General features: G+C 67.5%; 20 protein-coding genes and 1 riboswitch. Of the genes, 4 read left to right on the top strand and 16 right to left on the bottom strand.

The genetic code is table 11. From position 1 onward, the window contains the following. The 8 genes from AAW51_RS15390 to AAW51_RS15355 all read right to left on the bottom strand — a co-directional run bounded on the left by AAW51_RS15390 (window position 1) and on the right by AAW51_RS15355 (window position 6580). Window positions 1–672, bottom strand: a complete 672-nt coding sequence (locus tag AAW51_RS15390; protein ID WP_047195306.1) for an urea amidolyase associated protein UAAP2 — start codon at window positions 670–672, stop codon at window positions 1–3. 17 nt (window positions 673–689) lie between these two features. Next, on the bottom strand, window positions 690–1418 hold the full coding sequence (locus AAW51_RS15385) for an urea amidolyase associated protein UAAP1 (RefSeq protein WP_047197876.1): 729 nt from the start codon (window positions 1416–1418) through the stop codon (window positions 690–692). Window positions 1419–1423: 5 nt separating this feature from the next. Further along, window positions 1424–2281, bottom strand: a complete 858-nt coding sequence (locus tag AAW51_RS15380) for an ABC transporter ATP-binding protein (protein WP_047195305.1) — start codon at window positions 2279–2281, stop codon at window positions 1424–1426. A 5-nt stretch (window positions 2282–2286) separates the two neighbouring features. Further along, window positions 2287–3069: an ABC transporter permease gene (locus AAW51_RS15375; RefSeq protein ID WP_047195304.1), complete on the bottom strand. Its 783-nt coding sequence runs from the start codon at window positions 3067–3069 to the stop codon at window positions 2287–2289. Then, window positions 3069–4067: an ABC transporter substrate-binding protein gene (locus AAW51_RS15370; protein ID WP_053013609.1), complete on the bottom strand. Its 999-nt coding sequence runs from the start codon at window positions 4065–4067 to the stop codon at window positions 3069–3071. Before AAW51_RS15370 ends, AAW51_RS15375 begins: the two co-directional genes overlap by 1 nt. A gap of 56 nt (window positions 4068–4123) precedes the next feature. After that, window positions 4124–4254: riboswitch (guanidine-I (ykkC/yxkD leader) on the bottom strand. A 191-nt stretch (window positions 4255–4445) separates the two neighbouring features. Then, complete coding sequence (gene tmk, locus AAW51_RS15365) at window positions 4446–5111, bottom strand: dTMP kinase (protein ID WP_053013608.1); 666 nt, start codon at window positions 5109–5111, stop codon at window positions 4446–4448. Between the two features lie 376 nt (window positions 5112–5487). Then, window positions 5488–5673 carry a type II toxin-antitoxin system antitoxin gene (locus AAW51_RS15360; protein ID WP_047195303.1) on the bottom strand — a complete coding sequence of 62 codons (186 nt, stop codon included), beginning with the start codon at window positions 5671–5673 and terminating at the stop codon, window positions 5488–5490. Between the two features lie 16 nt (window positions 5674–5689). Beyond that, window positions 5690–6580 (bottom strand): SPFH domain-containing protein, encoded by an 891-nt coding sequence (locus AAW51_RS15355; protein WP_047195302.1) that lies wholly within the window; start codon window positions 6578–6580, stop codon window positions 5690–5692. A gap of 173 nt (window positions 6581–6753) precedes the next feature. On the opposite strand from AAW51_RS15355, the gene AAW51_RS15350 reads away from it, so the two are divergent. Beyond that, the gene (locus AAW51_RS15350; RefSeq protein WP_083438321.1) at window positions 6754–7893 is read left to right on the top strand and encodes an MBL fold metallo-hydrolase; all 1140 of its coding nucleotides are present in this window, start codon (window positions 6754–6756) and stop codon (window positions 7891–7893) included. Window positions 7894–7924: 31 nt separating this feature from the next. On the opposite strand, the gene AAW51_RS15345 is transcribed toward AAW51_RS15350, so the two are convergent. Further along, entirely contained in the window at window positions 7925–9694 is a 1770-nt protein-coding gene (locus AAW51_RS15345; protein ID WP_047195300.1) for a M14 family metallopeptidase, read from the bottom strand. 372 nt (window positions 9695–10066) lie between these two features. Here AAW51_RS15345 and AAW51_RS15340 point away from each other — a divergent pair, with 372 nt between their 5' ends. Beyond that, complete coding sequence (locus AAW51_RS15340) at window positions 10067–10990, top strand: SMP-30/gluconolactonase/LRE family protein (protein ID WP_417903575.1); 924 nt, start codon at window positions 10067–10069, stop codon at window positions 10988–10990. A gap of 64 nt (window positions 10991–11054) precedes the next feature. Here the strand turns inward: AAW51_RS15340 and AAW51_RS15335 are convergent, their stop codons facing one another. Next, window positions 11055–11822, bottom strand: coding sequence for an SDR family NAD(P)-dependent oxidoreductase (locus AAW51_RS15335; protein WP_047195299.1), 768 nt, complete (start codon window positions 11820–11822; stop codon window positions 11055–11057). A gap of 145 nt (window positions 11823–11967) precedes the next feature. On the opposite strand from AAW51_RS15335, the gene AAW51_RS15330 reads away from it, so the two are divergent. After that, window positions 11968–12873 carry a mechanosensitive ion channel family protein gene (locus AAW51_RS15330; RefSeq protein WP_083438320.1) on the top strand — a complete coding sequence of 302 codons (906 nt, stop codon included), beginning with the start codon at window positions 11968–11970 and terminating at the stop codon, window positions 12871–12873. Between the two features lie 188 nt (window positions 12874–13061). On the opposite strand, the gene AAW51_RS28215 is transcribed toward AAW51_RS15330, so the two are convergent. The 6 genes from AAW51_RS28215 to AAW51_RS15300 all read right to left on the bottom strand — a co-directional run bounded on the left by AAW51_RS28215 (window position 13062) and on the right by AAW51_RS15300 (window position 20803). After that, on the bottom strand, window positions 13062–14288 hold the full coding sequence (locus AAW51_RS28215) for an RICIN domain-containing protein (protein ID WP_053013607.1): 1227 nt from the start codon (window positions 14286–14288) through the stop codon (window positions 13062–13064). Between the two features lie 75 nt (window positions 14289–14363). Then, a complete protein-coding gene (locus AAW51_RS15320; RefSeq protein ID WP_157359910.1) occupies window positions 14364–15200 on the bottom strand; it encodes a hypothetical protein in 837 nt (278 codons plus the stop codon). Window positions 15201–15564: 364 nt separating this feature from the next. Continuing rightward, window positions 15565–16389, bottom strand: coding sequence for a hypothetical protein (locus tag AAW51_RS15315; protein WP_053013606.1), 825 nt, complete (start codon window positions 16387–16389; stop codon window positions 15565–15567). A gap of 468 nt (window positions 16390–16857) precedes the next feature. After that, window positions 16858–17508, bottom strand: a complete 651-nt coding sequence (locus tag AAW51_RS15310) for a PEP-CTERM sorting domain-containing protein (protein WP_047195296.1) — start codon at window positions 17506–17508, stop codon at window positions 16858–16860. Window positions 17509–17865: 357 nt separating this feature from the next. After that, complete coding sequence (locus AAW51_RS15305; RefSeq protein WP_053013605.1) at window positions 17866–19158, bottom strand: phospholipase D-like domain-containing protein; 1293 nt, start codon at window positions 19156–19158, stop codon at window positions 17866–17868. A gap of 13 nt (window positions 19159–19171) precedes the next feature. Next, complete coding sequence (locus AAW51_RS15300) at window positions 19172–20803, bottom strand: alpha-amylase family protein (protein WP_047195295.1); 1632 nt, start codon at window positions 20801–20803, stop codon at window positions 19172–19174. Between the two features lie 981 nt (window positions 20804–21784). Between AAW51_RS15300 and AAW51_RS15290 the strand changes: the two genes are divergently transcribed. Further along, entirely contained in the window at window positions 21785–22795 is a 1011-nt protein-coding gene (locus tag AAW51_RS15290) for an AfsA-related hotdog domain-containing protein (protein WP_169788037.1), read from the top strand. The last annotated feature ends 12 nt before the right edge of the window (window positions 22796–22807 follow it).

Below are 22807 nucleotides of genomic sequence, written 5' to 3'. Positions count from 1 at the left end.
TCACTCAGCGGCCGGTCGGTCCCACACCAGCAAACGGATCGGCGTCGGGTTGTAGGCGTTGCAGGGGTTGTTCAGCTGCGGGCAGTTGGAGATCAGCACCACGACATCCATCTCGGCGCGCAACTCGACGTATTTGCCCGGCGCCGAGATGCCGTCCGCGAACTGCAGGTCACCTTGCGGTGTCACCGGCACGTTCATGAAGAAATTGATATTGGGTGCCAGGTCGCGCTTGCCCAGCCGCCGGGAGGTGGCTTCGTGGCAATGGCACATCGCGTGCAGAAAGCTGTCGCGGCAGCTGTGCATCGAGCGCTTCTCGAGCGCGTAGCGGGTGGTGTTGCTTTCGGCCGAGCAGGCGCCGCCCAGCGTGTCGTGGCGGCCGCAGGTGTCCGCCGTGATGGTCAGCATCACGCGGCCTTCGCTCGAATACAGGCGGCTGCCGGCGCCCAGGTAGAGGCGGGCGTTGCGCGCGATGGTATCGGCCGCGCTGTAGCGTTCCTCCGGGTCGGCGGCGCTGTAGAACAAGGTGTCGACGGCCTGGTTGCCTTCGAGGTCGAGGATGCGCAGGGTCTGGCCGGCCCGGACGGTCGCCATCCAGGGGTCGCCGGCACGGCAGACCTGGTCGAGCACGGCCTGCCGCGGGTCGAGCGGGCTTTCGATGAGGTGGGGTGTCATGTCGCTCTCACCGTCCGTCAGACGGCATAAAAACGTTCGGTGTTGGCGAAGGCTCGGCCGTTCTGCGGGCAACGGGTGCGGCAGGCATCGTCGGCCGTCACCGGGTCGCCGCGCCAGGCCGACAACCGCACGCCGGCCGGGGCGTAGCGGGGCTTGGGGTCGAGCGGGTGGGGCGCGGTGGACAGCACGACGAGCGTGTTCATCTCGAAGCGCAGCTCCACTGCATCGCCGGCGCGGCTGTGGCCTTCGACAAAACGCAAGCCACCGGTCTCGTCGCACACCGCCTTGCTGAAGAAGTTGACGTTGGCGACCAGGTCGCGCTTGCCCAGGCCCCACTTGCCCAGCTCGACCAACAGGCCGTCGCGGCCATTGCGGTACATGTCGTTGCGCTGCTGCTGGAAGCTGGTGTCGCCGTATTTCGCGCGCACCTGTTCGGCATCGACGGCACCGCACCAGGTGTCGTGCCAGCCAACGCTGTCGGCGACGATGGAGCACAACACGCGCCCCATGTCCGAATGGCAGGTGTGGCCGGCGGTGAGGTAAGCAGTGTGCTGCGCCTTCAGCGTGTCGGGCATGTTGTAGCGTTCGAGCTTTTCATCGTGGTGATAGAACAGCGTCGAGACGTTCGCGCCGCCTTGCAGGTCCGTCAGGCGCAGCACGCTGCCGCGGCGCAACAGGCCCGACCAGTGGTGGCCGCCGGGCACCAGTTCTTCCAACAGCAGTCGGTCGGCGGCAATGGGCTTCAGTGTCGTCACGTGGTGCTCTCCTTGGCGCCCTCTGCGGCGCGCGTCAAACGTTCGAGTTGTTCCAGGTCGGTCTTCATGCCCGAGGTTTCTCGGATGCGCTCGAGAATCCGGCCCTTGAGCGCCAGAAACTCCGGCGCCAGCTTCATGCGCTGTTCGCGCCGCGCCGGCAGCGGCACTTCGTAGATCGTGTCGACGCGGCCCGGGCGCGGTGCCATCAGCACCACACGGTGCCCCAGGTAGAGCGCTTCCTCGACGTCATGGGTGACGAACACCACGGTGGTGCGTTCGAGCCGGTGCACGTGCAGGATCAGGTCGTGCATGACCTCGCGCGTCTGGGCGTCGAGCGCGCCGAAGGGCTCGTCCATCAGCAGGATTTGCGGGCGGCTCATCAGGGCCCGCGCAATCGCGACGCGCTGCTGCATGCCGCCCGACAGCTGGCTGGGGTAGGCCTGTGCCGACGCGCTCAAGCCCATCAGCCGCAACAGCGCGTCGGCGCGGCCAGCGGCGGCCTCGACGTCCGAACTGCTGCGGTCGCGCGCCTGCCATGCGAGCTGCCGGCTGAACTTGATGTTGCCGATCACGCTCAGCCAGGGGTAGAGGCTGTAGTGCTGGAACACCATCGCGCGTTCGGGGCCCGGTGCGAACACCGGCCGGCCGTCGACTAGCACCTCGCCCTGGCTGCGTTGTTCCAGCCCGGCCAGCGTGCGCAGCAGCGTGGACTTGCCGCAACCCGAGGCGCCGACCAGGGTGACGAACTCGTTGTCGGCGATCGCCAGGTCGACGTCCTGCAGCGCGGTGACCCGCCGAGGGCCTTCGCCGAAGTGCTTGAAGAGGCCGCGGCATTCGATCTTGTGGTGGGCCATGATGTTCAGTGCCTCGCGTGCAGATAGGGGAAGGCCAGCCGGTGGGCCAGCCGGAACAGCTGGTCGATGACCAGGCCGATCAGGCCGATCAGCAAGATGCCGGCGAAGATCTTGTCGGTCTGCAGGAAACGTTGCGCCTTCAGGATGGCGAACCCGAGCCCGGAGTTGGCGGCGACCAGTTCGGCCACCACCAGATAGGTCCAGGCCCAACCCATCGTGATGCGCAAGGTGTCGAGCAGCGCCGGCTTGGACGACGGCACGATGACCTTCTCGACGATCTCGCGGCGCGTCGCGCCCATGGTCTGGGCCGCCTCGATCTGCGCCATCGGCACCCGGCGGGTGTCCTCGGCGACCATTAACACCATCTGGAAGAAGGTGCCGATGAAGATGATCGCCACCTTCGCGCCTTCGTCGATGCCCACCCACAACATCACCAGCGGCACGAAGGCCACCGCCGGCATGTAGCGGACGAAGTCGGTCAAGGGTTCGAGCAGGGCTTGCGCCGCGCGCCAGGTGCCGATGAACAGGCCGAGCGGCAAGGCCACCAGTGCGGACAAGGCCCAGCCGGCCACCACGCGGCCGACGCTGATGCCGACGTCGCCCAGCAGGCCGTCTTCGCTGGCCCACAGTCCGACACGGGCCAGGACCTGTCGTGGCCCGGGCAGGAACACCGGATCGACACCGCCGCTGGCCGCCAACCCCCACCACAGCCCCAACGGGACGACGAAACCCGCCAGCGCCAGCAGCCAGTAGCGGCGCCGCGGGATCGGATGACGGATCGCCCACATCACTTCAGCGCGTCCGCCAGCAACGAGGCGTCGATGCCGCGTGTCATGTCGGGCTTGCCCTGGATCAGCTTGTGCTCGCCGAGGAAGGCCGCGATGCTGGGCGCCACCCCGACCAGCGATTGCGGGTGTTTCGCGTCGAAGGCGCTCTTGTTGGCGTCCGCGCCGAAAAAGCGGGTGCCGGGCAGGAACACCTTGTAGTCGCCCGGCGGCATCGACACCACCTTGGACATGATCTTCACCGCTTCGTCGGGCTGCTCGCGGATGAACTTCTCGGTCTCGAACCACGCCTTGATCATGCCGACCAGCTCACGGCGCTTGCCCTGGATCGACTTCTCCTGCGCCACCAGCAGGTCAGGCACCAGGCCCGGCATGTCTTTCGAGGTGAACAGCGGCCGGCCCTTGCCGCTTTGCTGGATCTGGTGAATCCAGGGGTTCCACAGCACCGCGGCATCGACCCGGCCGGTCAGGAAGGCGGCCGCCGCATCACCCGCCGACAGGTTGACGATCTTCACGTCGCCGGGCTTCAAGCCGTTTTTCGACAGTGCGGTGGCCAGCACGAAGTGCGACACGCTGTATTGCTCGAGCGCGATGCGCTTGCCCTTCAGGTCGGCGAAGGACTTGATCTTGGGCCCGACCATCAGCGCGTCGTTGCCGGCCGAGTTGTCGTTCACCAGCACGGCCTTCAGTGGCAGGCCTTTGGCCAGCGGGCCCAGCGTGTCGGACAGGGTTTGCGAGTTGGCGTCGAGCTGGCCCGACGAGAGCGCGGCGATCGAGTCGCTGTAGTTGGCGAACCAGACCAGCTTGACGTCGGCGCCGTGCTTTTTGAAATAGCCTTTTTGCTCGGCGATGTACCAGGCCACCCAGCCTGGCCAGTCCGACACGCCAACCTTCACCTCGGCCGCCGCCGGCAGCGAAGTCAGTGCAGAGGTCGCGGTGGCGAGGGCGAGCAGCGCGGCGCAGGCGGCGCGGCGGGGCAATGACAAGGCGGATCGGGACATGACGGGCTCCAGGCTGGTTGCGAAAACACGAGAGGGCACTTCTTCACGCGAAGTGAACCTCCCGGGCTTTTGTCCCGCCGTGGAGCCTCAGACGGTAAACCGCCGCCGAAGGCCGACCGCTCTTGGACCAGGCGCCGCGGCGACCGAAACATCGGCAGCCGCGACCGGAACCCTAGCGCTCATTTCAAGAAGCGATCCGTTCGCTCCTCTCGTTGAAGCACCGGTTCGCAAGAAGGGTGCCAATCGGGACTGCGGCGCCAGACGGGGGAGCGCTGCCATGACGTCTGTTTTTGGTGCAAGGCGTGCGAAAGCCGCTCCGAAAGAGCACTGAAGTGGTGATTCCCGGTCGCTGCCGGGGCTGGCGGGCCAGGCTCTCGCTCATCCCGCCGTCACCTGCGCGTGGCAGTGAGACCAGAGGGCGGCGGTCACCGCCTCTCGCGACTGTGCTCCGTCGACCCGGATAAGTTGCCCCGCCATGCCCCGGTAGATCGACACAATGGCCTCGATGCGCTCCGGCGACCGTTCTTCGAACTTGAGCTTGTCGCCGTCCCGGCTGCGCAGCCGCTCGATCAAGCTCGCGGTCGGCAGGTCGAGGAAGAAGGCGAAGTCCGGCCGGGGGACACCTTGATTGAGGGTGACCAGAAACGCCGGGTCCACACCGCGGTGGATGAAGACGCCGAAGGTGGCATAGACATAGCGGTCGCAAATCACGACGGCGCCGCGCCGCAGCGCGGGCAGGATGACTTCCTGCACATGGCGATGGCGGTCGGCGGCGGCAAACAAGGCCAGGATGCGGGCGCGCTCCCGGGAGCCTCCCTCTTCATGGAAGTGCTGGACGGCGGCCTCGTTGCGATACCAGTCGGTCGGCTGCCGCGTTTCCACCACCGTGCGGCCTTCGGCGCGGAAGCGCTCGGCCAGCGCGGTGATCTGGGTCGTCTTGCCGGAGCCGTCGAATCCCACGATGGAGATCAGCGTGCCGGGAAGGTCATGCGGCGGCGCAAACACCGGGTCGAGCGCATCCGGGGTCAGTGGATTGCGTGTCATCTGAAATTACTTGGGTGGGAGTGGACGCAGCAGGCGCTGATCGAGGCCGCTGCGTGGTGGCGCCGCCTCACGCTGCCAGCGGCGCCGGCCGACCAGTGCCAGTCCGGGCTGCCCGGCCATCAGCCATGGCTTGCGGTGCTGAAGGGCGGTGTGGAGGCATCGGGTTCGCTCGTGGTGGAAGGGCGACCCCGAAAAGCAGAGGGCGTGCCGGGACGCGCGTCCGAGCATCGAGCTTCAACGCGAACCGATGAGGCATCCGATGCTGAAGAGGCAGCATGCGGTCGACAGGCTCTGGTGGATTGCCAGCAGTGTCGGCCGGCGAGGTCTTGCGTGCGCACCGGCGGCGGGGCCGCACGCCGTTACGACGCCGAGGTCGCTACTTCTTCTCCGGCGGCGTGGGCCGGTGCTTGTTGCGGCCCAACCGCTCCTTCAGGGCCTCGCGCAACAGGTACTCCACCTGCGCGTTCGCGCTGCGCAACTCGGCCGCGGCCAGGCGCTCGATCTCGGCCCACAGGGCGGGATCTATGCGCAACAGGAATGACTTCTTGCCGGGGCTGGCCATCGTGCGGACCGAGTCCTCAGTTGTAGAGCGTGCCGGTGTTGACCACCGGCGTCGCATCGTGGTCGGAACACAGCACGACGAGCAAGTTGCTCACCATCGCGGCCTTGCGCTCGTCGTCGAGTTCGATGACACCTCGCTCGGTGAGGCCGCGCAGCGCGAGCTCGACCATGCCGACGGCCCCCTGCACGATCTTGCTGCGCGCCGCCACGACGGCTTCCGCCTGCTGACGGCGCAGCATCGTGCCGGCGATCTCGGGCGCGTAGGCGAGGTGGGTGAGCTTGGCGTCCACCACGACGATGCCGGCCTGCTCGAACCGCGCCTGCAACTCGTGGCGCAGGGCCGCGCCGACTTCCTCGGTACCGGAGCGCAACGTGATCTCGCGCTCGGCCGCCGGATCGTGGTCGTCGAGGTTGTCGTAGGCATAGCTCGAGGCCAGGTGCCGGACGGCCGCCTCCGCCTGGGTGAGGACGTAGGCTTCATAGTTCTCGACATCGAAGCTGGCGCGTGCGGTGTCCTGCACGTTCCAGACGATCGCCGCAGCGATCTCGATCGGATTGCCGCGCAGGTCGTTGACCTTCAGCTTCTCGCTGTTGAAGTTGCGCGCCCGCACCGACAGCCGCGACTTGGCATAGAAGGGATTGGCCCAGCGCAAGCCGTCATGGCGGTCGGTGCCGCGGTAGCTGCCGAAAAAGGTCATGACCGCGGCCTGGTTCGGCTGCAGCACGTAGAGACCCGCGACGCACCAGATGGTGCCGACGACACACAGCAAGGCGAGCCCCAACGTGGCTCCGCCCGGGCGCGCCCAGACGAGCAGTCCTGCCAGGACGAGGGCGGCGAAGCCGATGAGGAGATATAGGAAACCGCTGGCCGTGTGCGCCACGCGCTCCTGAGCCGCTTGCTTGTCCATGAATCGCTCCTCGTCTGATGTCAAAGTGATATCACTTTAGGGTGGGCGAGTCGGGCATGTCAAGCGAGAGCGAGGGCAGGGCCGGACGGGCGGCGTGGCTCGACCGCAACCGCGGCCGACTTATTTCATCCTAAAAACGCGCCGGTACCGTGCGCGGGTCGGAGCACAACCTCATGCCTACTTTCCTTCGCCGCCTGGCCCTCATCGGAGTCCTCAGCACCATGGCCTATCTGACGCTTTGCTCTTGCAGCACGGTCGAGCCTCGCCATGCCGCCTCGCCGCAGCAGCGAGACGGCCGCTTTCACAACGTCGTGAACCATGAACCGACGGGCTTGCTAAAGAACCTCGAGATCATGTGGCGCTTTGCGTTCGACAAGCCGGCCGGCACCGTGCCGGCACAGCCGGTTCCGGTCCGCTCGCTCACCACTGCGCAATTGCTGGCCGCCTCGGACGGCAGCTTGTACCGCCTGGGCCATTCGACGCTGCTGTTGAAGCTCGACGGCCGCTTCTGGCTGACCGACCCGGTGTTCTCGGAGCGCGCCTCACCGCTCCAGTGGGTGGGGCCGAAACGCTTTCACGCGCCGCCCATCGAGATCGACCAGCTGCCACCGATCGAGGCGGTGATCCTCTCGCACGACCATTACGATCACCTCGACCACGCGGCGATCTTGCAACTGGCGCCCAAGGTGGCCCGCTTCGTCACGCCCCTGGGCGTCGGCGACCGGCTGGTCGACTGGGGTGTGGACGCGGCGAAGGTACAGCAGCTCGACTGGTGGCAGTCGACGTCGCTCGGGGGCGTCGAACTCGTCGCGACACCCGCACAGCATTTCTCCGGGCGCGCGCTCAACGACCGCAACCGCACCTTGTGGGCGTCGTGGGTCATCCTCGGCGGCGGCCTGCGGCTCTTCTTCAGCGGCGACACCGGCTACCACGCCGACTTCCGCCGCATCGGCGAGCGCTACGGACCCTTCGACGTCACCTTTCTCGAGACGGGCGCCTACGACGTGCAATGGCCCGATGTGCACATGCAGCCCGAGCAGACGCTGCAGGCCCACCTCGACCTGCGGGGCAAGGTGCTGCTGCCGGTGCACAACGGCACCTTCGACCTCGCGCTGCACACCTGGGACGACCCGCTCGAGCGCATCACGGCATTGGCGCAAGCGCAGGGTGTTGCCCTGGCGACGCCTCAAATGGGCGAAGGCCTCGCGCTGCACGCACCGCGGTTGGGCTGGGACTGGTGGCGCCAGATGGCGGTGGGGAAGGCCGGTGCCGAACACGCCCGGGCAGCGACGCCGGAGCGAACTGGCAACTGAGTTGCCCGCGGCTCTTCCGGCGCCACTAGCTTCAGCGCGGCAGCGTCTCGATCCGCAGCACCGGGTACAGGTTGAAGCGCTCGTCCCAGGACGGGTGGCGCCGGTAGAAGAACTCGAGACGGGCCGCCGGGTTCTTCGCGAACTCGGCGTCGGTTTCAAGCTTGCGCTTGAACTCGGCCGCGAGCGCCGGGTCCGCCGCCAGCTGTTGGCGGGCGACTTCTTCGGCGACGTAGGGCTCCATGTATTCCTTCATCTCGAACGCGGTGTTGAACTCGCCCCAGGCCAGCAACGAGTCGGGGGCCTGCGGTTCGAGCAGGGCCATCACCAAACGCGCCTTGGGCTGGGCGATCGGTACGAACAGCGCGCCGGCGCCGAGCGGGCGTTGCTCGGGTGCCCAGCGGCCCTCGACCGTCAGGCGCTGGTGGCCTTCGCTGGAGTCCGCGCCAAAGGTGCGCTTGTCGGCGCGGAACGCCTGCACCGCAACCGCGTCGGCGGGGCGCGACAGCTCGCGGAAGCTGACGCCGTGCTGGCGCAGTTTCTCGCCGATCGCGCGGGCGTGCGCCGCCGGCACCAGGTAGCCGGCGCCGGGCGCGTTGACGGTGAGCGACGGCTGCACGTCGTCGCGCAGCGGCAGCTTCCAGATCTGCGGCCGGGTCTCGTCGTAGCGTGTCATCAAGGCACCCGAGATGTCGGACGGCGTGCGGGTATAGGCATAACCGCGGAAGTCGACGGTGCGGGTCTTGTCGGTGGCCTTGTAGTCCAGCGCCACGCCTTGCCCGGCCAGCCGTGTCGAGCGCTGGTCGGCTTCTGCCGCGATGCGGGCCCAGTCGCGGCCATGCGACGCCACCTGCGACAACACCGAGACGATGGTGTTGTAGGTGATCTTCACGCGGGTCGGGTAGTCCTTCCAGGAATGGGTTTCGACCAGCATCGCGAAGCGGTTGCGCAAGTGGAAGTAGCCGGTCGAATAGCGTGGCGGCACCACTGAGTCGGTGACGCCCGAGGACGGGTCGTCCTCGACGTCGAACGACGGGTAGAAGGGCAGCGGCAACGAGCCCTGGGCGGCGAGGTCGGCGATCACCGCGTCGCGCAGCGCGAGGCCAGCCTTGCGCAGCTCGGCATCACCCGCGTAGACCGGCTCCACCTGGATCGCGATGTCGTGCTCGAACTTCGCGCCGTCGGTCACGTGCAGGTCGATATAGGCGAGCGGGTCCCAGCGGTTGACCAGTGCCAGCATGGCCTGCATCTCGGGTGCGTCCGCCTTGGCGTAGTCGCGGTTGAGGTTGTAGTTCTGTGCCGTCGTGCGCCAGCCCATTTCCTCGGGGCCGCGCTGGTTCGGCCGCATCCAGCGCCCGAAGCGCTCGTGCCCGTCGACGTTGAAGACCGGCACGAAGACCCACACCTGCCGGTCGAGCGCGCCCGGTGCGGCGCGGCCCTCGAGCACTTCGCGCAGCGCCAGGAAGCCGGCGTCCTTGCCGTCGATCTCGCCGGCATGGATGCCGCCTTGCATCAGCACTACCGGCCAGCCGCGCTTGCGCGCCGCGTCGGCGTCAAGGGCGCCGGTGCGCGATGCCACCAGCGCCACCATCGGGCGCCCTTCAGGCGTGCGGCCGAACTCGGTGCAGCGCACGAACCTCGGATAGGCGCGCTCGAAAGACTTGCACAAGGTCAGCACTTCGTCATAGCGCCCGGTGCGCTGAAAGCCGGAGCGTTCGGCGACGGTGGTCAGCGGTCCGTTCGCCGCCTGCGCGGCGAAGGTCAGACCGAGGAGGGAGAGGCATAGCGAGACAGCACGGAGCATGGGGAAACCCTTCTTGATATTTGAGCCGCGGCACGCTATCACGCAGCGGCGCCGCGACGGCGGCCAAATTGAGCCCTGATGTTTCGCGCGTGCGCGCTGCGCACCGTCGCACGTCCCGGGTGCATCTTCTCGGCGGCATGACCGTGGTGCCCGTTCATGTGGCAATGTGATGACAAGCCGCATGGGATGTACGCCCGGGCCGGCGGGTCGACAGCTTGTCCACAGGGCGGTCCACAGGGACTGTGGACGACATCGCGGGCCGGGGCTTTTCCCGGCGGCAGGACCGGCCCGGCCTCCAGCCCCGTCGCCTGCGCGACAGGGCGCGGCAGCGGTGCTGCCTACAGTGCGTCGCTGCACCCACCCGGAGGAGTGATGTTGGACATCGAGATGGTCGCCGAAGGCCTGCAGTTTCCCGAGGGGCCGATCGCGCTGGCCGACGGCTCGGTCTTGCTGGTCGAAATCCAGGCCCGCACGCTGAGCCGCATCGGCCCGGACGGGCGCCACAGCGTCGTGGCCCGCTTCGACGGTGGGCCGAACGGAGCCGCCCTGGGTCCGGACGGTGCGGTCTATGTCACCAACAACGGCGGCTCGTTCGGCTTCTACCTGCGCGACGGCCTCAACCTCCCGGGCCCGCCCCCGGTGCCGCACCGTGGCGGCCGCATCGAACGGGTCGACCTCGCGACCGGCGAGGTGCACACGCTGTACGACCACTGCGACGGCCGGCCGCTCGGTGCGCCAAACGACCTCGTGTTCGACCGCAGCGGCGGCTTCTGGTTTACCGATCACGGCGCAAGCGACGCCGAAGGCCGGCGGCACGGCGGGCTCTACTACGCGCGCGCCGACGGGTCGTCGATCCGACAGGCTGCGGGCCCCCTGGTGTCGCCCAATGGAGTGGGGCTCTCACCCGACGAAGACGTGGTCTACGTGGCCGACACCCAGCTGGGCCGGCTGTGGGCCTTCGACATCAGCGGGCCCGGGACGGTGGCTCGGGTGTCGCGCATGCAGCCGGGGCGCGTGGTGGCCAACCTGCCCGGCTTCCAGCTGCTCGACAGCCTGGCGGTCGAGGCGGACGGCCGGGTCTGCGTGGCGACCATCGCCAATGGCGGCATCACGACCTTCGCGCCCGATGGCAGCACCGAACACCTGCCGCTGCCGGACCCGCTGTGCACCAACCTGTGCTTCGGCGGCGCGGACCTGCGAGACGTGTGGGTGACCGCCTCGGGGACGGGCAAGCTCTACAAGCTGAGGTGGCCGCGGCCGGGGCTGAAGCTCAACTTCAGCGACCGGCAGGGCTGAGGCGTGGTTGTTCCTCCGCCTGGTGGGCGGGCGCCGGCATCGAAGGCTGCGCAAGCGCGCGGTGTCACTGCTCTTGGTAGTGCCACAGCAGGCCGCCATCGACGACGCTGGTGGTGCCGGTGACGTAGTCGGCGTCGGCGCTGGCGAGGAACACCGCAACCCCTGCCACGTCGCCCGGCTGGCCGAGTCGGCGCAAGGGAATCTGCGCGAGCAGTGGTTGCAGCAGGTCAGGCTGGTCGAGCAGCTTCGCGTTGATCGGGGTGCGGATCGCGCCGGGTGCGATGTTGTTGACCGTGATGCCCAGTGGTGCCAGCTCGATCGCCAGGTTGCGCATCATCATCTTCATGCCGCCCTTGCTGAGGCAATAGGCGGTGAAATGCGGGAAGGGCAGCTCTTCGTGCACCGAGCTGATGTTGATCACCTTGCCGCCGCGACCGCTGTCGCGCAGGTGGGTGGCAAAGGCCTGGGTGAGAAAGAAGGCGCCCTTGAGGTTGACGTCGAGCACCCGGTCGTAGTCGTCTTCGGTGATGTCGAGAAAGTCGGCGCGCTTCTCGATGCCGGCGTTGTTGACCAGCACGTCGAGACGGCCCAGTTGCTCGACCGCCCCCGCCACCACCGCACGTACGTCCGCCACGCGTGACACATCGCCCACCAGCACGGCGCAACGGCGCCCCAGGGCTTCGATCTGCCGGCGGGTGTCGGCGGCGCGCTCGTCGTCTTTGCGGACGTTGAGGGCGATGTCGGCCCCTTCCTGTGCGAAACGCAGCGCGATGGCCTGGCCGATGCCTTGGGCGGCGCCGCTGACCAGCGCAACACGGTGTTCAAGTCTCATGCGTCCTCCTGGAGGTTCCCGCGATGGTCACATGCTCCGTTGGCCCATGCGAGGTGCGTGAGGTTGGCCCCCGGTCGCGTGGGGACAAGTCGTGTTACCGGCGCGGCGGCCCGGCCGGCCCGGGCAGAGGGACAATGCAGGCCAGATGACACCACAAGATCTCATGCAGCAACTGGTCGATCTCTTGCATCGTTACGCGCTCGGCGACACCTGGCGTATCGCCTTCACCATCGCCGCCGTCATCGGCACCACCGCCATGCTCCGGCTTGCGCAGAAGCATTTACGGCGGCGCGACGGTTCGATGGCCGAAAAGCGCGAGCGTTTCGTGTTCAGCCGCAACGTCATCATCCTGGTCGGCATCACCGCGGTCACGGCGGTGTGGGCGTCGAAGATCGCGGGGTTCGCGCTTTCGCTGGCGGCGGTGGCGGGTGCGATGCTGATCGTCAGCAAGGAGGCGATCTCCAACCTGTTGGGTTTCGCGATGATGACCGTGTCCCGGCCCTACCGCATCGGCGACTACATCAGCATCGGCTCGGCCAGCGGCCGGGTGGTCGACGTCGACGCGATGAGCACCACGCTGGTCGAGACGCTGGAGGGGCACCAGGCCACCGGTCGCACCGTCACCGTGCCCAATTCGATGCTGTTGACGCAACCGGTGCGCAACCTCAGTGTCACCGGCCAGTTCGTCGTGCACCTGCTGCATGTCGGGCTCGACCCGAAAGAGGATCTGCTGCTGCACGAAGGCCTGCTGCTCGATGCGGCGCGCGAGATCTGCGAGCCGTGGCGCAGCGAGGCGAGCGAGCACCTGAGCCGGCTGGAGGAGATCCGCAACGTCGACCTGCCGTCGGCCGAGCCGCGTGTGGTGGTGGAACTGGGCGACTCGAAGCAGGCGACACTGGCGCTGCGCTATGTGTGCCGGCCGCATGAGCGCGTCAAGGTCGAGCAGGCCATCCTGCGTCACTACCTGGCGCACCGGCCGGCGCTTGCGGCGCCGCCCGCCAGCGAGGCGGACGTGCGGCCCCAGGTCCGCGACGTGAAAGCCGTGGCCTAGCCGCCGCCCGGGGGCCCCGCGGCCGGCGATCGTCTGCACGCCGGGCCAGCCACTTCTGCCGGCGCTATCGCCGCCCATGCGGTGGTCAGCCTTGCAACGGCGGCCGGGTGGGGGCCCGCGGGACGCCCCAAGCAAGAAGGGCAGGCGCACCGAGCGCGCCTGCCCTTCGTCTGCGGTCGGCCCGAGGCTTATTCGAGCTTCTGCAAGGTCCAGCTCTGATGGGCCTGGTTGCCCCAGTCCCATTGGCGGATGTTGGCGCCGTTGCCGCCGGTGGGGGCCGCCACGTCGAGCACCTTGCCGCCCACGCGCGCCACCAGCCGGTAGCTGCCGTCGCCGTTGGCGATCGGCTTCCACTGCTGGGCCGTGCTGCCGTTGCAGGCGAACTGCTGCACGTTGGTGCCGTTGGTGGTGCCGCTGCGGTACACGTCGAGGCACTTGCCGCTGTGTTTCGCCTTCACCTCGTAATAGCCGTCAGCGCCCGCGGTGAAGGTCCAGCGTTGGTTGTTGCCGCTGTGGCAGGACCATTGCAGCACGTTGACCCAGTCGGCCTTGCCGGCGCCTTGCACGTCGACGCACTTGCCCGAGTTCTTGGATTTGACGAGGTAGGTGCCGTTGGCCACCGAGCCGCCCGGCGGCGGCGGGGGCGGCGGGCCGCCGACGCGGGTGGGCCGGAAGTTCTCCAGCTCGGCCCTCACGTTGTTGATGGCCTTGACCGCGTCGGCCTGTTGCGACTGCCCTTCGGGCACGCCACAGGGCTGGCCGCTGCAGGTCTGGCGCGGGTTCGAGAACTTGCCGATGCGCGGCGCGTTGAACACGTGCGCATAAGCCATGATGGTGCCGAACAAGCGCTCGACCCCATGCCCCAGCGCGTACTCGTAGCGGGCACCACGGGTGTCGCCTTGCCGGCGCGAGTGGCTCAAGCCCATGTTGTGGCCGAGTTCGTGGGCAAGCGTGTACGGGCCGCATTGCGGGCCGACCACGCTGTAGGCGGCGCTGGCGCTCACGGCCATGTAGGCCACGCCGCAGGCGCCGTGGCGGTGCAGCTGGGTGACGAAGTCGGCGCCCAGCTCATCGCGGCGCCGGGCAATGGTCGAGTTCTGGCGCAAACGGCCCAGCACGTCGCCCATGTCGTTGCCGTCGGCGTTGTGCAGCTGCGTGCCCACCAGCCGCAGCTGCACGTCCACCTGGCTGTTCGCATAGATCGCATTGACCTGGTCGACCCAGTTGCGGATCGCCGTTTGCGGCTGCCCATCGAAGTGGTTCTGCGTGTGGGTGTCGTACAGCACCAGCAGGTCGAGTGTCACCGCCTGTGCGGCGCAGCTGCCGGCGGCCAGCAGGGCCGCGGCCCAGATGCGCGGTTGGCGCAATGCCTTGACGAGCGCGGGCCGCGCGCCTTCCTTTGAGGAGCGTCTCATGTCGTCTCTCCATGGTTGTTGAGGATGCCGCCCGACGCGGGCGGCGAGGGGGGTGGCGGCGCGCGGCCGCCAAGGTCAGCGCAGCACGATCGGGTCGGTGTGGGGGTCGTGGCCGGGTCCCATCGGATGAACGCCAGTGCGGTCGTGGTCGTCGCCGGTGGGCTTGAAGAGCGTGCCGCTCGGCACGATCCATCCTTTGTCGCCACGCACCTCCAGCACATGAGGACCGTCGGGCGTCGAGAAGCCGCCGATCGTCACCCCTTTGCTTTGCGTGATGCTGGCCTGGTTCTCGGACGAAAAGTCCTTGAGCCGGCCCGACCAGGTGATGCTGCCGTCACCGTGCGCGGTGACGTTCTCGATCTGCATCTTGTAGGTCGCGTTGGTGTGCTGGACCGGAATCGCCAGGGTGTCGCCGGGCATCAGCGTTTCGAGCTTCATCGGGTTGAATCGCACGAAGCTGCGGCCGTCGGTCATTTCGCTGGCCGACAGCTTCAACTGCGAGGCCACGCTCGGATCGGCCGTCCAGGCGGCAGCCTGCTGCATCGCGGCGAGGGCCTGCTCCGGGTCGACGGGTTCGCCATCGCGGCGTGCCGTCATCTCGGTCATGCGGGTGGCCAGCGTGGGGTACTCCGGGTTGTCGCCGACGAACAGCTTGTCGGGTTCGACGCCGGTGCCACGCCGGCCGCCGACAGGGGTGGCGGTCGGCATTGCGCCGGCGCTGGCGAGGCCGGCCGGTCGTGCACCGCCGGGCCCCGCCTCGGTGGCGGACAGGGCCGTGGCGCCTGCAACGGCTGGGGAAACGGTGGTGCCGATGGAAGCGGTTCCGATTTCGGGCGAAGCAGCGGGCGGCCCCCACAGTCGCCACGCAGCGAGGCCGCCTAGCGTCAGCACGACGGCCGCGACGACAAGCATCTTGCGATCTTTCATGTTGTAGGCCCGGGAGGGTTCAAAGGAACGTGGTCAATCGGGTGTGGACGCACAAAGCACGCGCCCGCCGAGCTGCCGAGGAAGCCGTCGGACCGTGCGCTGGGCGTCCGGTGTGATGGGCGGAATTGAAAGCCAGAACGAGGGGTGAGTCCAGCATGGACGCGGGCTGGGTGACATCTCTTACCCCATTCACATTTCGCTAGGTTGTGCTGACGCTGAATGTGCGTACAGCGTGGACTCGACCCTGCACTTGTCACATTCGGCGCACTTCGCTTTACCGCATGTCTCGGCTCGTGAATGAGTGCGTCGAGATGAACGCAAGGTCGTGAAGGGTCTTCACGTTGCAGCCTCAAGGGCGGTCGGGCAGGGCGGCCCTGAGATAGGCGTGGAGGATCACGCCGGCCGCGATCGCGGCTGCGAGGTGCTTGAGTGGATGGCCGGCGACGAGCCCGTGCGTCACCTCTGCCACCAGCGCGTCGAAATGCTCGAGCAACTTGGCCGTGCCATACCAGGCGAACACGGCGGCCGCCGGGAAGGCGCCGCGTCGGTGCTGGCCACACAGCGCCTGCGCGCCGATGAAGAGGGTGCCGCCTACTTGCAGCACGAGGTAGGGCGTGAGGTTGCCGGTCGCGACCCAAAGCGCCACGGCAGCGCAACCGAAGGCGGTCAACGGCAGCAACACGGTGGGCGTGCCTCGCGACGGGCCTCCGCGCTGCAGCGACAGCGCCAGCACCGCAGCGAAGCTGAGCACCATCGCGAGCCGGTCCCACACCAGGCTCTGGTCGCTGGGGGTGGCGTGATACCAGGCGCTGCCGCCGGCGGTCAGCACGAGGCCCGCGACCAGCGTCCACGCGGCGGCATGGACGGCGGCGCTACCGGAGGGCGGGGTGAGCCGCTGCAGCCGTGCCAACCGCAAGGCCCCCCATAGCGCAACTGCCAGGAACGCGAGGTTGGACAGCACGTTCCCGGCGTCCTCGAGCCCGCCCCAGGCATGCGCCGCGGCAAAGGCGTGGTAGTCCTGCGGCTGTGCGATCGGTGGTAGCAGTCCACACAGTCCGAAGGCGGCGACGGCCAACATCCAGGAACGGACGACGGGGCCGACCGACACGGTGGCGGAGGGGGACACCACGAGGGCAGTCTGCGGCGTGGGCTGGGGTCGCGTGGGGGTGGTCAAGATGCTGTCTCTCCTCGAGTGCGTGTGGGGCTCCGGCCTGGTGCGGGGCGGCCTTGCGACAGGTCGCGAGGCGCGATTCTGGGGAGCATCGAGGGCGGACGGCGCGTCGGCCGGCGAGGTACGAGTCAGGGGCTCTTGCGGTATCGGGAGGCGGTACCGGTGTGCCGACGCCGCGAGGGTCGGACGACACTCGGGCACGTGAAGGAGGCGATGCGAAAGACGCCTCGCCGGCACATCGCTACTGCTCGCCCGGTGGGCCGGCGGTGCCGAAGGCACGCGGTGTGTGGCCAAGCCGACGCGTTGCGGCGAAACGACCATCGGCGGTCAGGCCCCAAAAGCAAAACCCCGCCGAAGCGGGGCCGTGGGGGCTGCAGGTCGTGTGGGACCGGCAGCAGCCGGCGGGTTGGGCCGGCAGGGAGGCAAACGGGAAGGCGCCGTGTAGCGCCTTGCGCGCGGCCCCCGCGAGGCTCAGCCGGCGTCGCCGTTGCGACGGCGGCGGCGCGCTGCCACGCCGAGGGCGGCCAGGCCCAAGCCGGTGAGGGCGTAGGTGGTGGGCTCGGGCACGGGTGCCAGTTGCACGAACGACACGTAGTCGAGGTTGGCGGCGAAGGTGTTGCCTTGCGTGCCGTCGAACAGCCAGAAGCTGAACGCCGTGCCGTCGGCCCAGGTGCCGGACAACAGGTTGTTCTCGAACTGGAAGCTGCTGCCGTAGATCGTGATGCGGGCCTCGTCGGTGCGGAGCAGCGAGGAGATCGAGCCGCCGCGCAGTTGTGCCTGCGCGTTGCCGTTCAGTTGCAGGGAGTCGACGTTGCCGCCGAGCATGTCGAACACGCTCTGTTGGTATCCGCCGAAGGTGTCGATGTCACCGGCGTGTTGCACGAAGCGCGACTCGTTGTAGGCGCCCGCATAGCCGAAGCCGCCGCCCTGGTTGGTCAGCTCGGATTGGTGGGCCACGGTGACCCAGTCGAGACGCTGGCCAGCCTGATACTGCGCCGACGCCTCGAACGTCTCGCCGGTGGAGGTGTAGATCCCTGCATGCGCAGCGCCGATCGGAGCCAGCAGTGCAACGGCACAGGCCGATGCAGAAGCAGCCCATGAACCCAGACGCGACATCTTCATGTTGACTTCCCCGAAACATCTATGTTGTTGAGCGCCCCACGCAATCTTGCGTTGGAGCGGGGGCAGTGTAGGCGGCGAAACCCAGGCGTGGAGCGGCTTGGCGCGGTGTTCCCCCGAGGTGAGGGGGGCCGGTGGAAGCTGTTCCAGCGCCGGCCGACGGGCCGGCAAGTGGACCTGAAGATGTGAGTGCGTCCTTGCACTTGTGAAGCGCTTGAACCGCTGCGGAGGTTGCGCCGGTCGGGCGCAATGCGGCTGGCGAGAGGTGCAGCTCAACCGTGGTGTGGCGTGCGAACAGTCTGTTGCAGGCTTGCCATGCGGCCGGTGTAGAGCGTGCCCATCGGTGGCCGATGCTTCAGCTCAGAGCAATTCGTTGAAGCTGTAGAGCACGTGGTCGAGCACCTTGTGACGCCAGGGGCGCCGGCGCCAGCGGTCGAGCTTCAGCTCGACGCAGTCTTGCGCGTCACGTTCGAAAATGGCCTCGAAGTGGCGGGCCAGCGTGGCGTCGCGCAGACCGATGGTGACTTCGTCGTTGATCTCGAATGAGCGATCGTCGAAGTTGCTCGAACCGATAGCGCACCACACGCCGTCGACGGTCATGACCTTCTGGTGCAGCAGGGTGCGGGTGTACTCGAAGACGCGCACGCCCGACTCGAGCAAAGCTTCGAAATTGCGGTGTGCGGCGCGTTGCACGAAGGGCATGTCCGATGCGTCGACCGACGGCACCATCACGCGCACATCGACACCGCGCGCCACGGCCTGGCCGAGCGCCTTGACGGCTTCGGCCTCGGGCAGGAAATAGGGGTTCTGGATGTAGATGCGCTCGCGTGCCAGGCACAGCATCAAGTGGTGCAGGATCTTCACCGCTGGCGCCGAGCCTTCCGGTTTGACACGCGCGACGTGCACGCCGACCTCACCTTCGGGTTGCAGCGGCGGAAAGACGGCGTCGCCCACCAGCAGTTCGCCCGTCACCTCGACCCAGTTTTCGCTGAAGGTGGACTGGATGGCATGCACCACCGGGCCGCGCAAACGCGCCCCGATGTCGCGGAAGTGGTTGCGGTCCTCGGCGTTGCCGAGCCAGCTGTCGACGATGCAGTGGCCGCCCACCAGTGCGACGCGCCCGTCGATCACCACCAGCTTGCGGTGGTCGCGTTCGTTGAACACGCCGATGTTGGCCAGCTTCATCGGGTGGTAGTACTGAAAGGAGCAGCCGCCGTCGACCAGTTGCTGCCGCGCTGACTTGCCCATCTTGTGGCCGCCGCGGGCGTCGACCAACACCCGCACCTGCACGCCGGCGCGGCTGCGTGCCACCAGGGCCTCCACCAGCCGCTGCCCCAACGCCCCCTCTTTCCACAAGAAGGTCTCGAAGTGCACCGAGCGGCGCGCGGCGGCAATCTCGTCGAACATCATCTCGAAGAAGGCCCCGTTCTCGAACACGTCCACCCGGTTGCCTTCGCAAAGGGTCCCGTGCGTCAGGCCGCACACCGAGGGCAGCAGCGCGTCCAGCGGCTCGTCGCTCTTGACCACCAGATAAGGGTTGCGGTGCCGCTTGATCGACCACACGCACAGCACCAGCAGCAGCACCGCGACGATCAGCAACAGCAGCAGGGCGCGGGGGACCGACATCTCCGACGCGCTGAAGAACTCGAGCATGGCGGACGCTCCGTCAACCCGCGCGGCGCGCGCGCAGCCAGCGGTAGCCGTAGGGTTCCAGTTCGCACCGGTAGTGGCCGTCTTCGGTCACCTCGTGGCGGTGGTCGGCCAGCACGTCGTGGACGCAGTTCACGCCGGGGCCGATGGGCAGCGAGAACTTCTGCCGCCGCGGCGAGAAGTTGTGCACCGCGAACACGGTCGATGTGTCGAGATCGCAGCGGTGGGCCAGTAGCTCGGGCTTGTCGGTCTCGATCCAGCTGAACTCGCCCAGCCCGAACTCGGACGTCTCCTTGCGCCGCCGTGTCATGCGCTCGAGCCAGTTCAGCAGCGATTGCGGGTCGCGGCGCTGGGCTTCGACATTCACGCTGGCATAGCCGAACTCGCCTTCGCCGACCGGCGGCAAGGCCAGCCGTTCGGGCGGAGCCTGCGAGAAGCCGCCGTTGTCGTCGGCGCTCCATTGCATCGGCGTGCGCACCGATTCGCGGTCGGGCAGGCCGAGGTCGTCGCCCATGCCGATCTCGTCGCCGTAGCGCAGCACCGGTGTGCCGGGCAAGGTCAGCATCAGGCTATGGCACAGCTCGAGCCGACGGCGGTCGTTGCCGAGCATGGGGGCCAGGCGACGGCGTATGCCACGGCCGTAGAGCTGCATGTCGGGCTCCGGGCCGAAGGCGGCGAACACTTCCTGACGTTCGGCGTCGGTGAGCCGGCCCAGGTCCAGCTCGTCGTGGCTGCGCAAGAAGTTGTTCCACTGGCAGTTGCGCGGCAACGGTGGCAACTGCTCCCAGGCCTGCCGCACGGGCCGGCCGTCTTTGCGGGCCAGCGCGAGGAACAGGTGCTGGTTGAGCCAGAAGTTGAACGACATGTGGATCTTGTCGCCGTCGCCGAAGTAGTTCGGCACCTCCTCCGGCGGCAGGTTGGCCTCGGCCATCAGGCAGGCGTCGCCGCACAAGGTCTGCACATGCTGGCGCAGCTCGCGCAAATAGTCATGCGGGTCTTGCTGACCTTCGGACGGCAGGCCCTTGAGTTCGATCAGAAACGGCAGGGCGTCGATGCGAAAGCCGGTCACGCCGAGCTGCAGCCAGAAGCCGGTGATCTTCTCGATCTCGCGGCGCACCAGCGGGCTCGAGATGTTGAGCTCGGCCTGGTGGTCGTAGAAGCGGTGGAAGTAATAGGCCTTGGCCTCGCGGTCCCAGGTCCAGGTGGTGGTCTGCTCGCCGGCGAAGACCATACCTTCGCCGGCGTCGGCGGGCTTGTCTTCGGACCAGACGTAGTAGTCGCGGTACGGCGATGAGGCGTCACGCCGGGCCGACTGGAACCACGGGTGGTCGATCGACGTGTGGTTGACCACCAGGTCGATCATCACGCGCATGCCGCGGTCGCGGGCGCGGCGCGAGAACTCGACGAAGTCCCCCAGCGTGCCGAGGCGCGGGTCGACGTTGTAGTAGTCGACGATGTCGTAGCCGTTGTCCCGCATCGGCGAGGGATAGAAGGGCTGCAGCCAGACGCAATCGACGTTCAGCCCGGCCAGGTAGTCGAGCTTGTCGCGCAGCCCGACGAAGTCGCCGATGCCGTCGCCGTTGCCGTCTGCAAACGTCTTGACATCCAGGCAGTAGATGATCGCGTTCTTGTACCAGTGCTCGGCCATCGTGTCCTTTCGGTGGTCGGCACGCCCCGGCACAACTCCATCACCGGCCGCGATGCCATTAGGAAGACGGGGCCATCGTAGCGGGGGGATGGCTCTTCGGCGTCAGTGACGGCGGCAATGGGATGTAGGACGGGAACGTATCCCGGGTGAGGCCGCGGGCGCGGTGAAGGTAATGGTGCCGTGCCGAGCTCAATATGCACCGCCCTCGGGCGTGCCGCACCGAAAAGGCGGTGGCGCTGAAACAAGAAATGTGAAAGGGTGAATCAACCCCGTTCAGTGCGGCGAGCGGTGGAGTATCTGCTGGGGCGCAAGGAAATGTTCTGGGTCTGCACCGAGATGGCTAATTTCGGCCCACGGATCAAATAACAGCGTCCGGGAATTTGCGGTTTGGCCCGATATTTCATGTGGGATTGCAGTTTCGAACTTCGTAAGGGGTTTCTGCACCGGACAGATTCGACAGGTCGCCCGCGGGCAGGGTTAACTGCTGTGCAGTTCGAGGGCCTGCAATGCAGCACCGGAGCCGCTCCAATTTTGCGAGATGAGCCCTTGTCATTCCATTTGCTGCGACGCACAATGGTTCAGCATAATTTCTATCACTTGCCTACCCCGGAGATCGAGGGTAGTGGAATGTCAGTGAATTCCTAACATCGTGACGACCCGGGTAAATCCCGGGGTTGTTATTCAGGAGCAGCCACAGGAGCGTGCTGCTGAAATGCGGTGTCGGATTTGATTCGGCGCCCCGCGTGTTATCGAGTAAAGGCAGCAAACGCTGCGGTATATGCCATTCGGCGCGGGCACGGCGGTGCTGTCGAGAACGCTCTCGTTCTGGCTGATTCGCACCTTCGAGCGCTGGACGGCCGAGGCCGTGGAGGCCGGCATCGCGGACGTTGGCGGCGTCGCCGGGCGGCGCGACGCGACGCGGTCGGCGAGGGACGCTAGCTCCTGCGAGCGCCTTTGCATAACTCAGAGAGGGAAATGTCGATGAATGCCATCACACAGGCAGAGCGAAGTTTCGATCATGAGTGGGGCCGGATCCAGAACTCGGCCCACCAACGCACCATCGCGCGTGAGCTGGCGCACAAGCGGCAACTGGAGAGCGTCTACGTGACGTCGCTCCACCAGCTGTCGGACAGCGAGTTCCTGATCGGCGCTTTCGTGCCGCAGTCGAACCAGTACATCAACGACATGCGACTGGGCCCGCAGGACGTGACGCTCTCGCTGGTCGAGATCGGTCGGCAGATCGGCATTGCCGTCTCGCACGAGTTTCTCGGCGTCCCCCACGGGCATGCCTTCATCCTCGACGACATGCGCTTCGAGCCGATGCCCGCCTGGCACAGCATCGACTGGCGCACCGCCGAGCGGCTGTGGGTGCACATGACCGTGCGCGACTGCAAGCTGGGCGCCGAGCACGAGCTGGTCTCGGTCAGGGCCGAGGGCACGTTCTACGTCGGCGAGCAGTGTGTGTGTCGGCAGAGCAGCGGGTGGACCGTGCAGCCCCAGCATCGCTACCTTCGGCTGCGCGAGCTGGCGCGGCTGCGGCACGTGCGTCGGCCGCCCGTGCCGCAAGGCGACGAGCCGCCGTTGGCCGGTGGCTTCCGGGTGCGTGCGCACGCGAGCGCCGCGCGGGCGGTGATCGAGGACACCCTGTGGGTGAGCCGCACCGACCACAGCTTCGTTGGCACGCTGCGGGTCGAGCGAGACAACCGGTTTTTCTTCGACCACCAGAACGACCATGTACCCGGTCTGTTGGTGCTCGAAGGCATGCGACGGCTGGCCCTCGACGTTGCCAGCCGCTATCGGCGATACGACGGCGAGGCCTTGCTGCGCGAGATGGAGGTCGATTTCACGAGCTTCGCGGAACTGGACTGCCCCGTTTACCTCACCGCGCGTCCTGCCGGGCAGCCCGACGTGATGGGCCCGCCCGAGCGTCTCCACGTCGAAGCCCGCCAGGGTGAGCGCCTGGTCGCCAGCAGCCGGTTCCTGATGGCCTGACAGCACCGCGAA

This window comes from Caldimonas brevitalea (genome assembly GCF_001017435.1).
Classification (GTDB): domain Bacteria; phylum Pseudomonadota; class Gammaproteobacteria; order Burkholderiales; family Burkholderiaceae_C; genus Caldimonas; species Caldimonas brevitalea.
This window is presented reverse-complemented; position numbering and strand designations above follow the sequence as displayed.

What these genes read in the sequence shown, in the direction of transcription:
- AAW51_RS15390 (WP_047195306.1), bottom strand. Translation starts at nt 672, where the DNA reads ATGACACCCCACCTCATCGAAAGCCCGCTCGACCCGCGGCAGGCCGTG.
- AAW51_RS15380 (WP_047195305.1), bottom strand. Translation starts at nt 2,281, where the DNA reads ATGGCCCACCACAAGATCGAATGCCGCGGCCTCTTCAAGCACTTCGGC.
- AAW51_RS15375 (WP_047195304.1), bottom strand. Translation starts at nt 3,069, where the DNA reads ATGTGGGCGATCCGTCATCCGATCCCGCGGCGCCGCTACTGGCTGCTG.
- AAW51_RS15370 (WP_053013609.1), bottom strand. Translation starts at nt 4,067, where the DNA reads ATGTCCCGATCCGCCTTGTCATTGCCCCGCCGCGCCGCCTGCGCCGCG.
- tmk (WP_053013608.1), bottom strand. Translation starts at nt 5,111, where the DNA reads ATGACACGCAATCCACTGACCCCGGATGCGCTCGACCCGGTGTTTGCG.
- AAW51_RS15360 (WP_047195303.1), bottom strand. Translation starts at nt 5,673, where the DNA reads ATGGCCAGCCCCGGCAAGAAGTCATTCCTGTTGCGCATAGATCCCGCC.
- AAW51_RS15355 (WP_047195302.1), bottom strand. Translation starts at nt 6,580, where the DNA reads ATGGACAAGCAAGCGGCTCAGGAGCGCGTGGCGCACACGGCCAGCGGT.
- AAW51_RS15350 (WP_083438321.1), top strand. Translation starts at nt 6,754, where the DNA reads ATGCCTACTTTCCTTCGCCGCCTGGCCCTCATCGGAGTCCTCAGCACC.
- AAW51_RS15345 (WP_047195300.1), bottom strand. Translation starts at nt 9,694, where the DNA reads ATGCTCCGTGCTGTCTCGCTATGCCTCTCCCTCCTCGGTCTGACCTTC.
- AAW51_RS15340 (WP_417903575.1), top strand. Translation starts at nt 10,067, where the DNA reads ATGTTGGACATCGAGATGGTCGCCGAAGGCCTGCAGTTTCCCGAGGGG.
- AAW51_RS15335 (WP_047195299.1), bottom strand. Translation starts at nt 11,822, where the DNA reads ATGAGACTTGAACACCGTGTTGCGCTGGTCAGCGGCGCCGCCCAAGGC.
- AAW51_RS15330 (WP_083438320.1), top strand. Translation starts at nt 11,968, where the DNA reads ATGACACCACAAGATCTCATGCAGCAACTGGTCGATCTCTTGCATCGT.
- AAW51_RS28215 (WP_053013607.1), bottom strand. Translation starts at nt 14,288, where the DNA reads ATGAGACGCTCCTCAAAGGAAGGCGCGCGGCCCGCGCTCGTCAAGGCA.
- AAW51_RS15320 (WP_157359910.1), bottom strand. Translation starts at nt 15,200, where the DNA reads ATGCTTGTCGTCGCGGCCGTCGTGCTGACGCTAGGCGGCCTCGCTGCG.
- AAW51_RS15310 (WP_047195296.1), bottom strand. Translation starts at nt 17,508, where the DNA reads ATGAAGATGTCGCGTCTGGGTTCATGGGCTGCTTCTGCATCGGCCTGT.
- AAW51_RS15305 (WP_053013605.1), bottom strand. Translation starts at nt 19,158, where the DNA reads ATGCTCGAGTTCTTCAGCGCGTCGGAGATGTCGGTCCCCCGCGCCCTG.
- AAW51_RS15300 (WP_047195295.1), bottom strand. Translation starts at nt 20,803, where the DNA reads ATGGCCGAGCACTGGTACAAGAACGCGATCATCTACTGCCTGGATGTC.
- AAW51_RS15290 (WP_169788037.1), top strand. Translation starts at nt 21,785, where the DNA reads ATGAATGCCATCACACAGGCAGAGCGAAGTTTCGATCATGAGTGGGGC.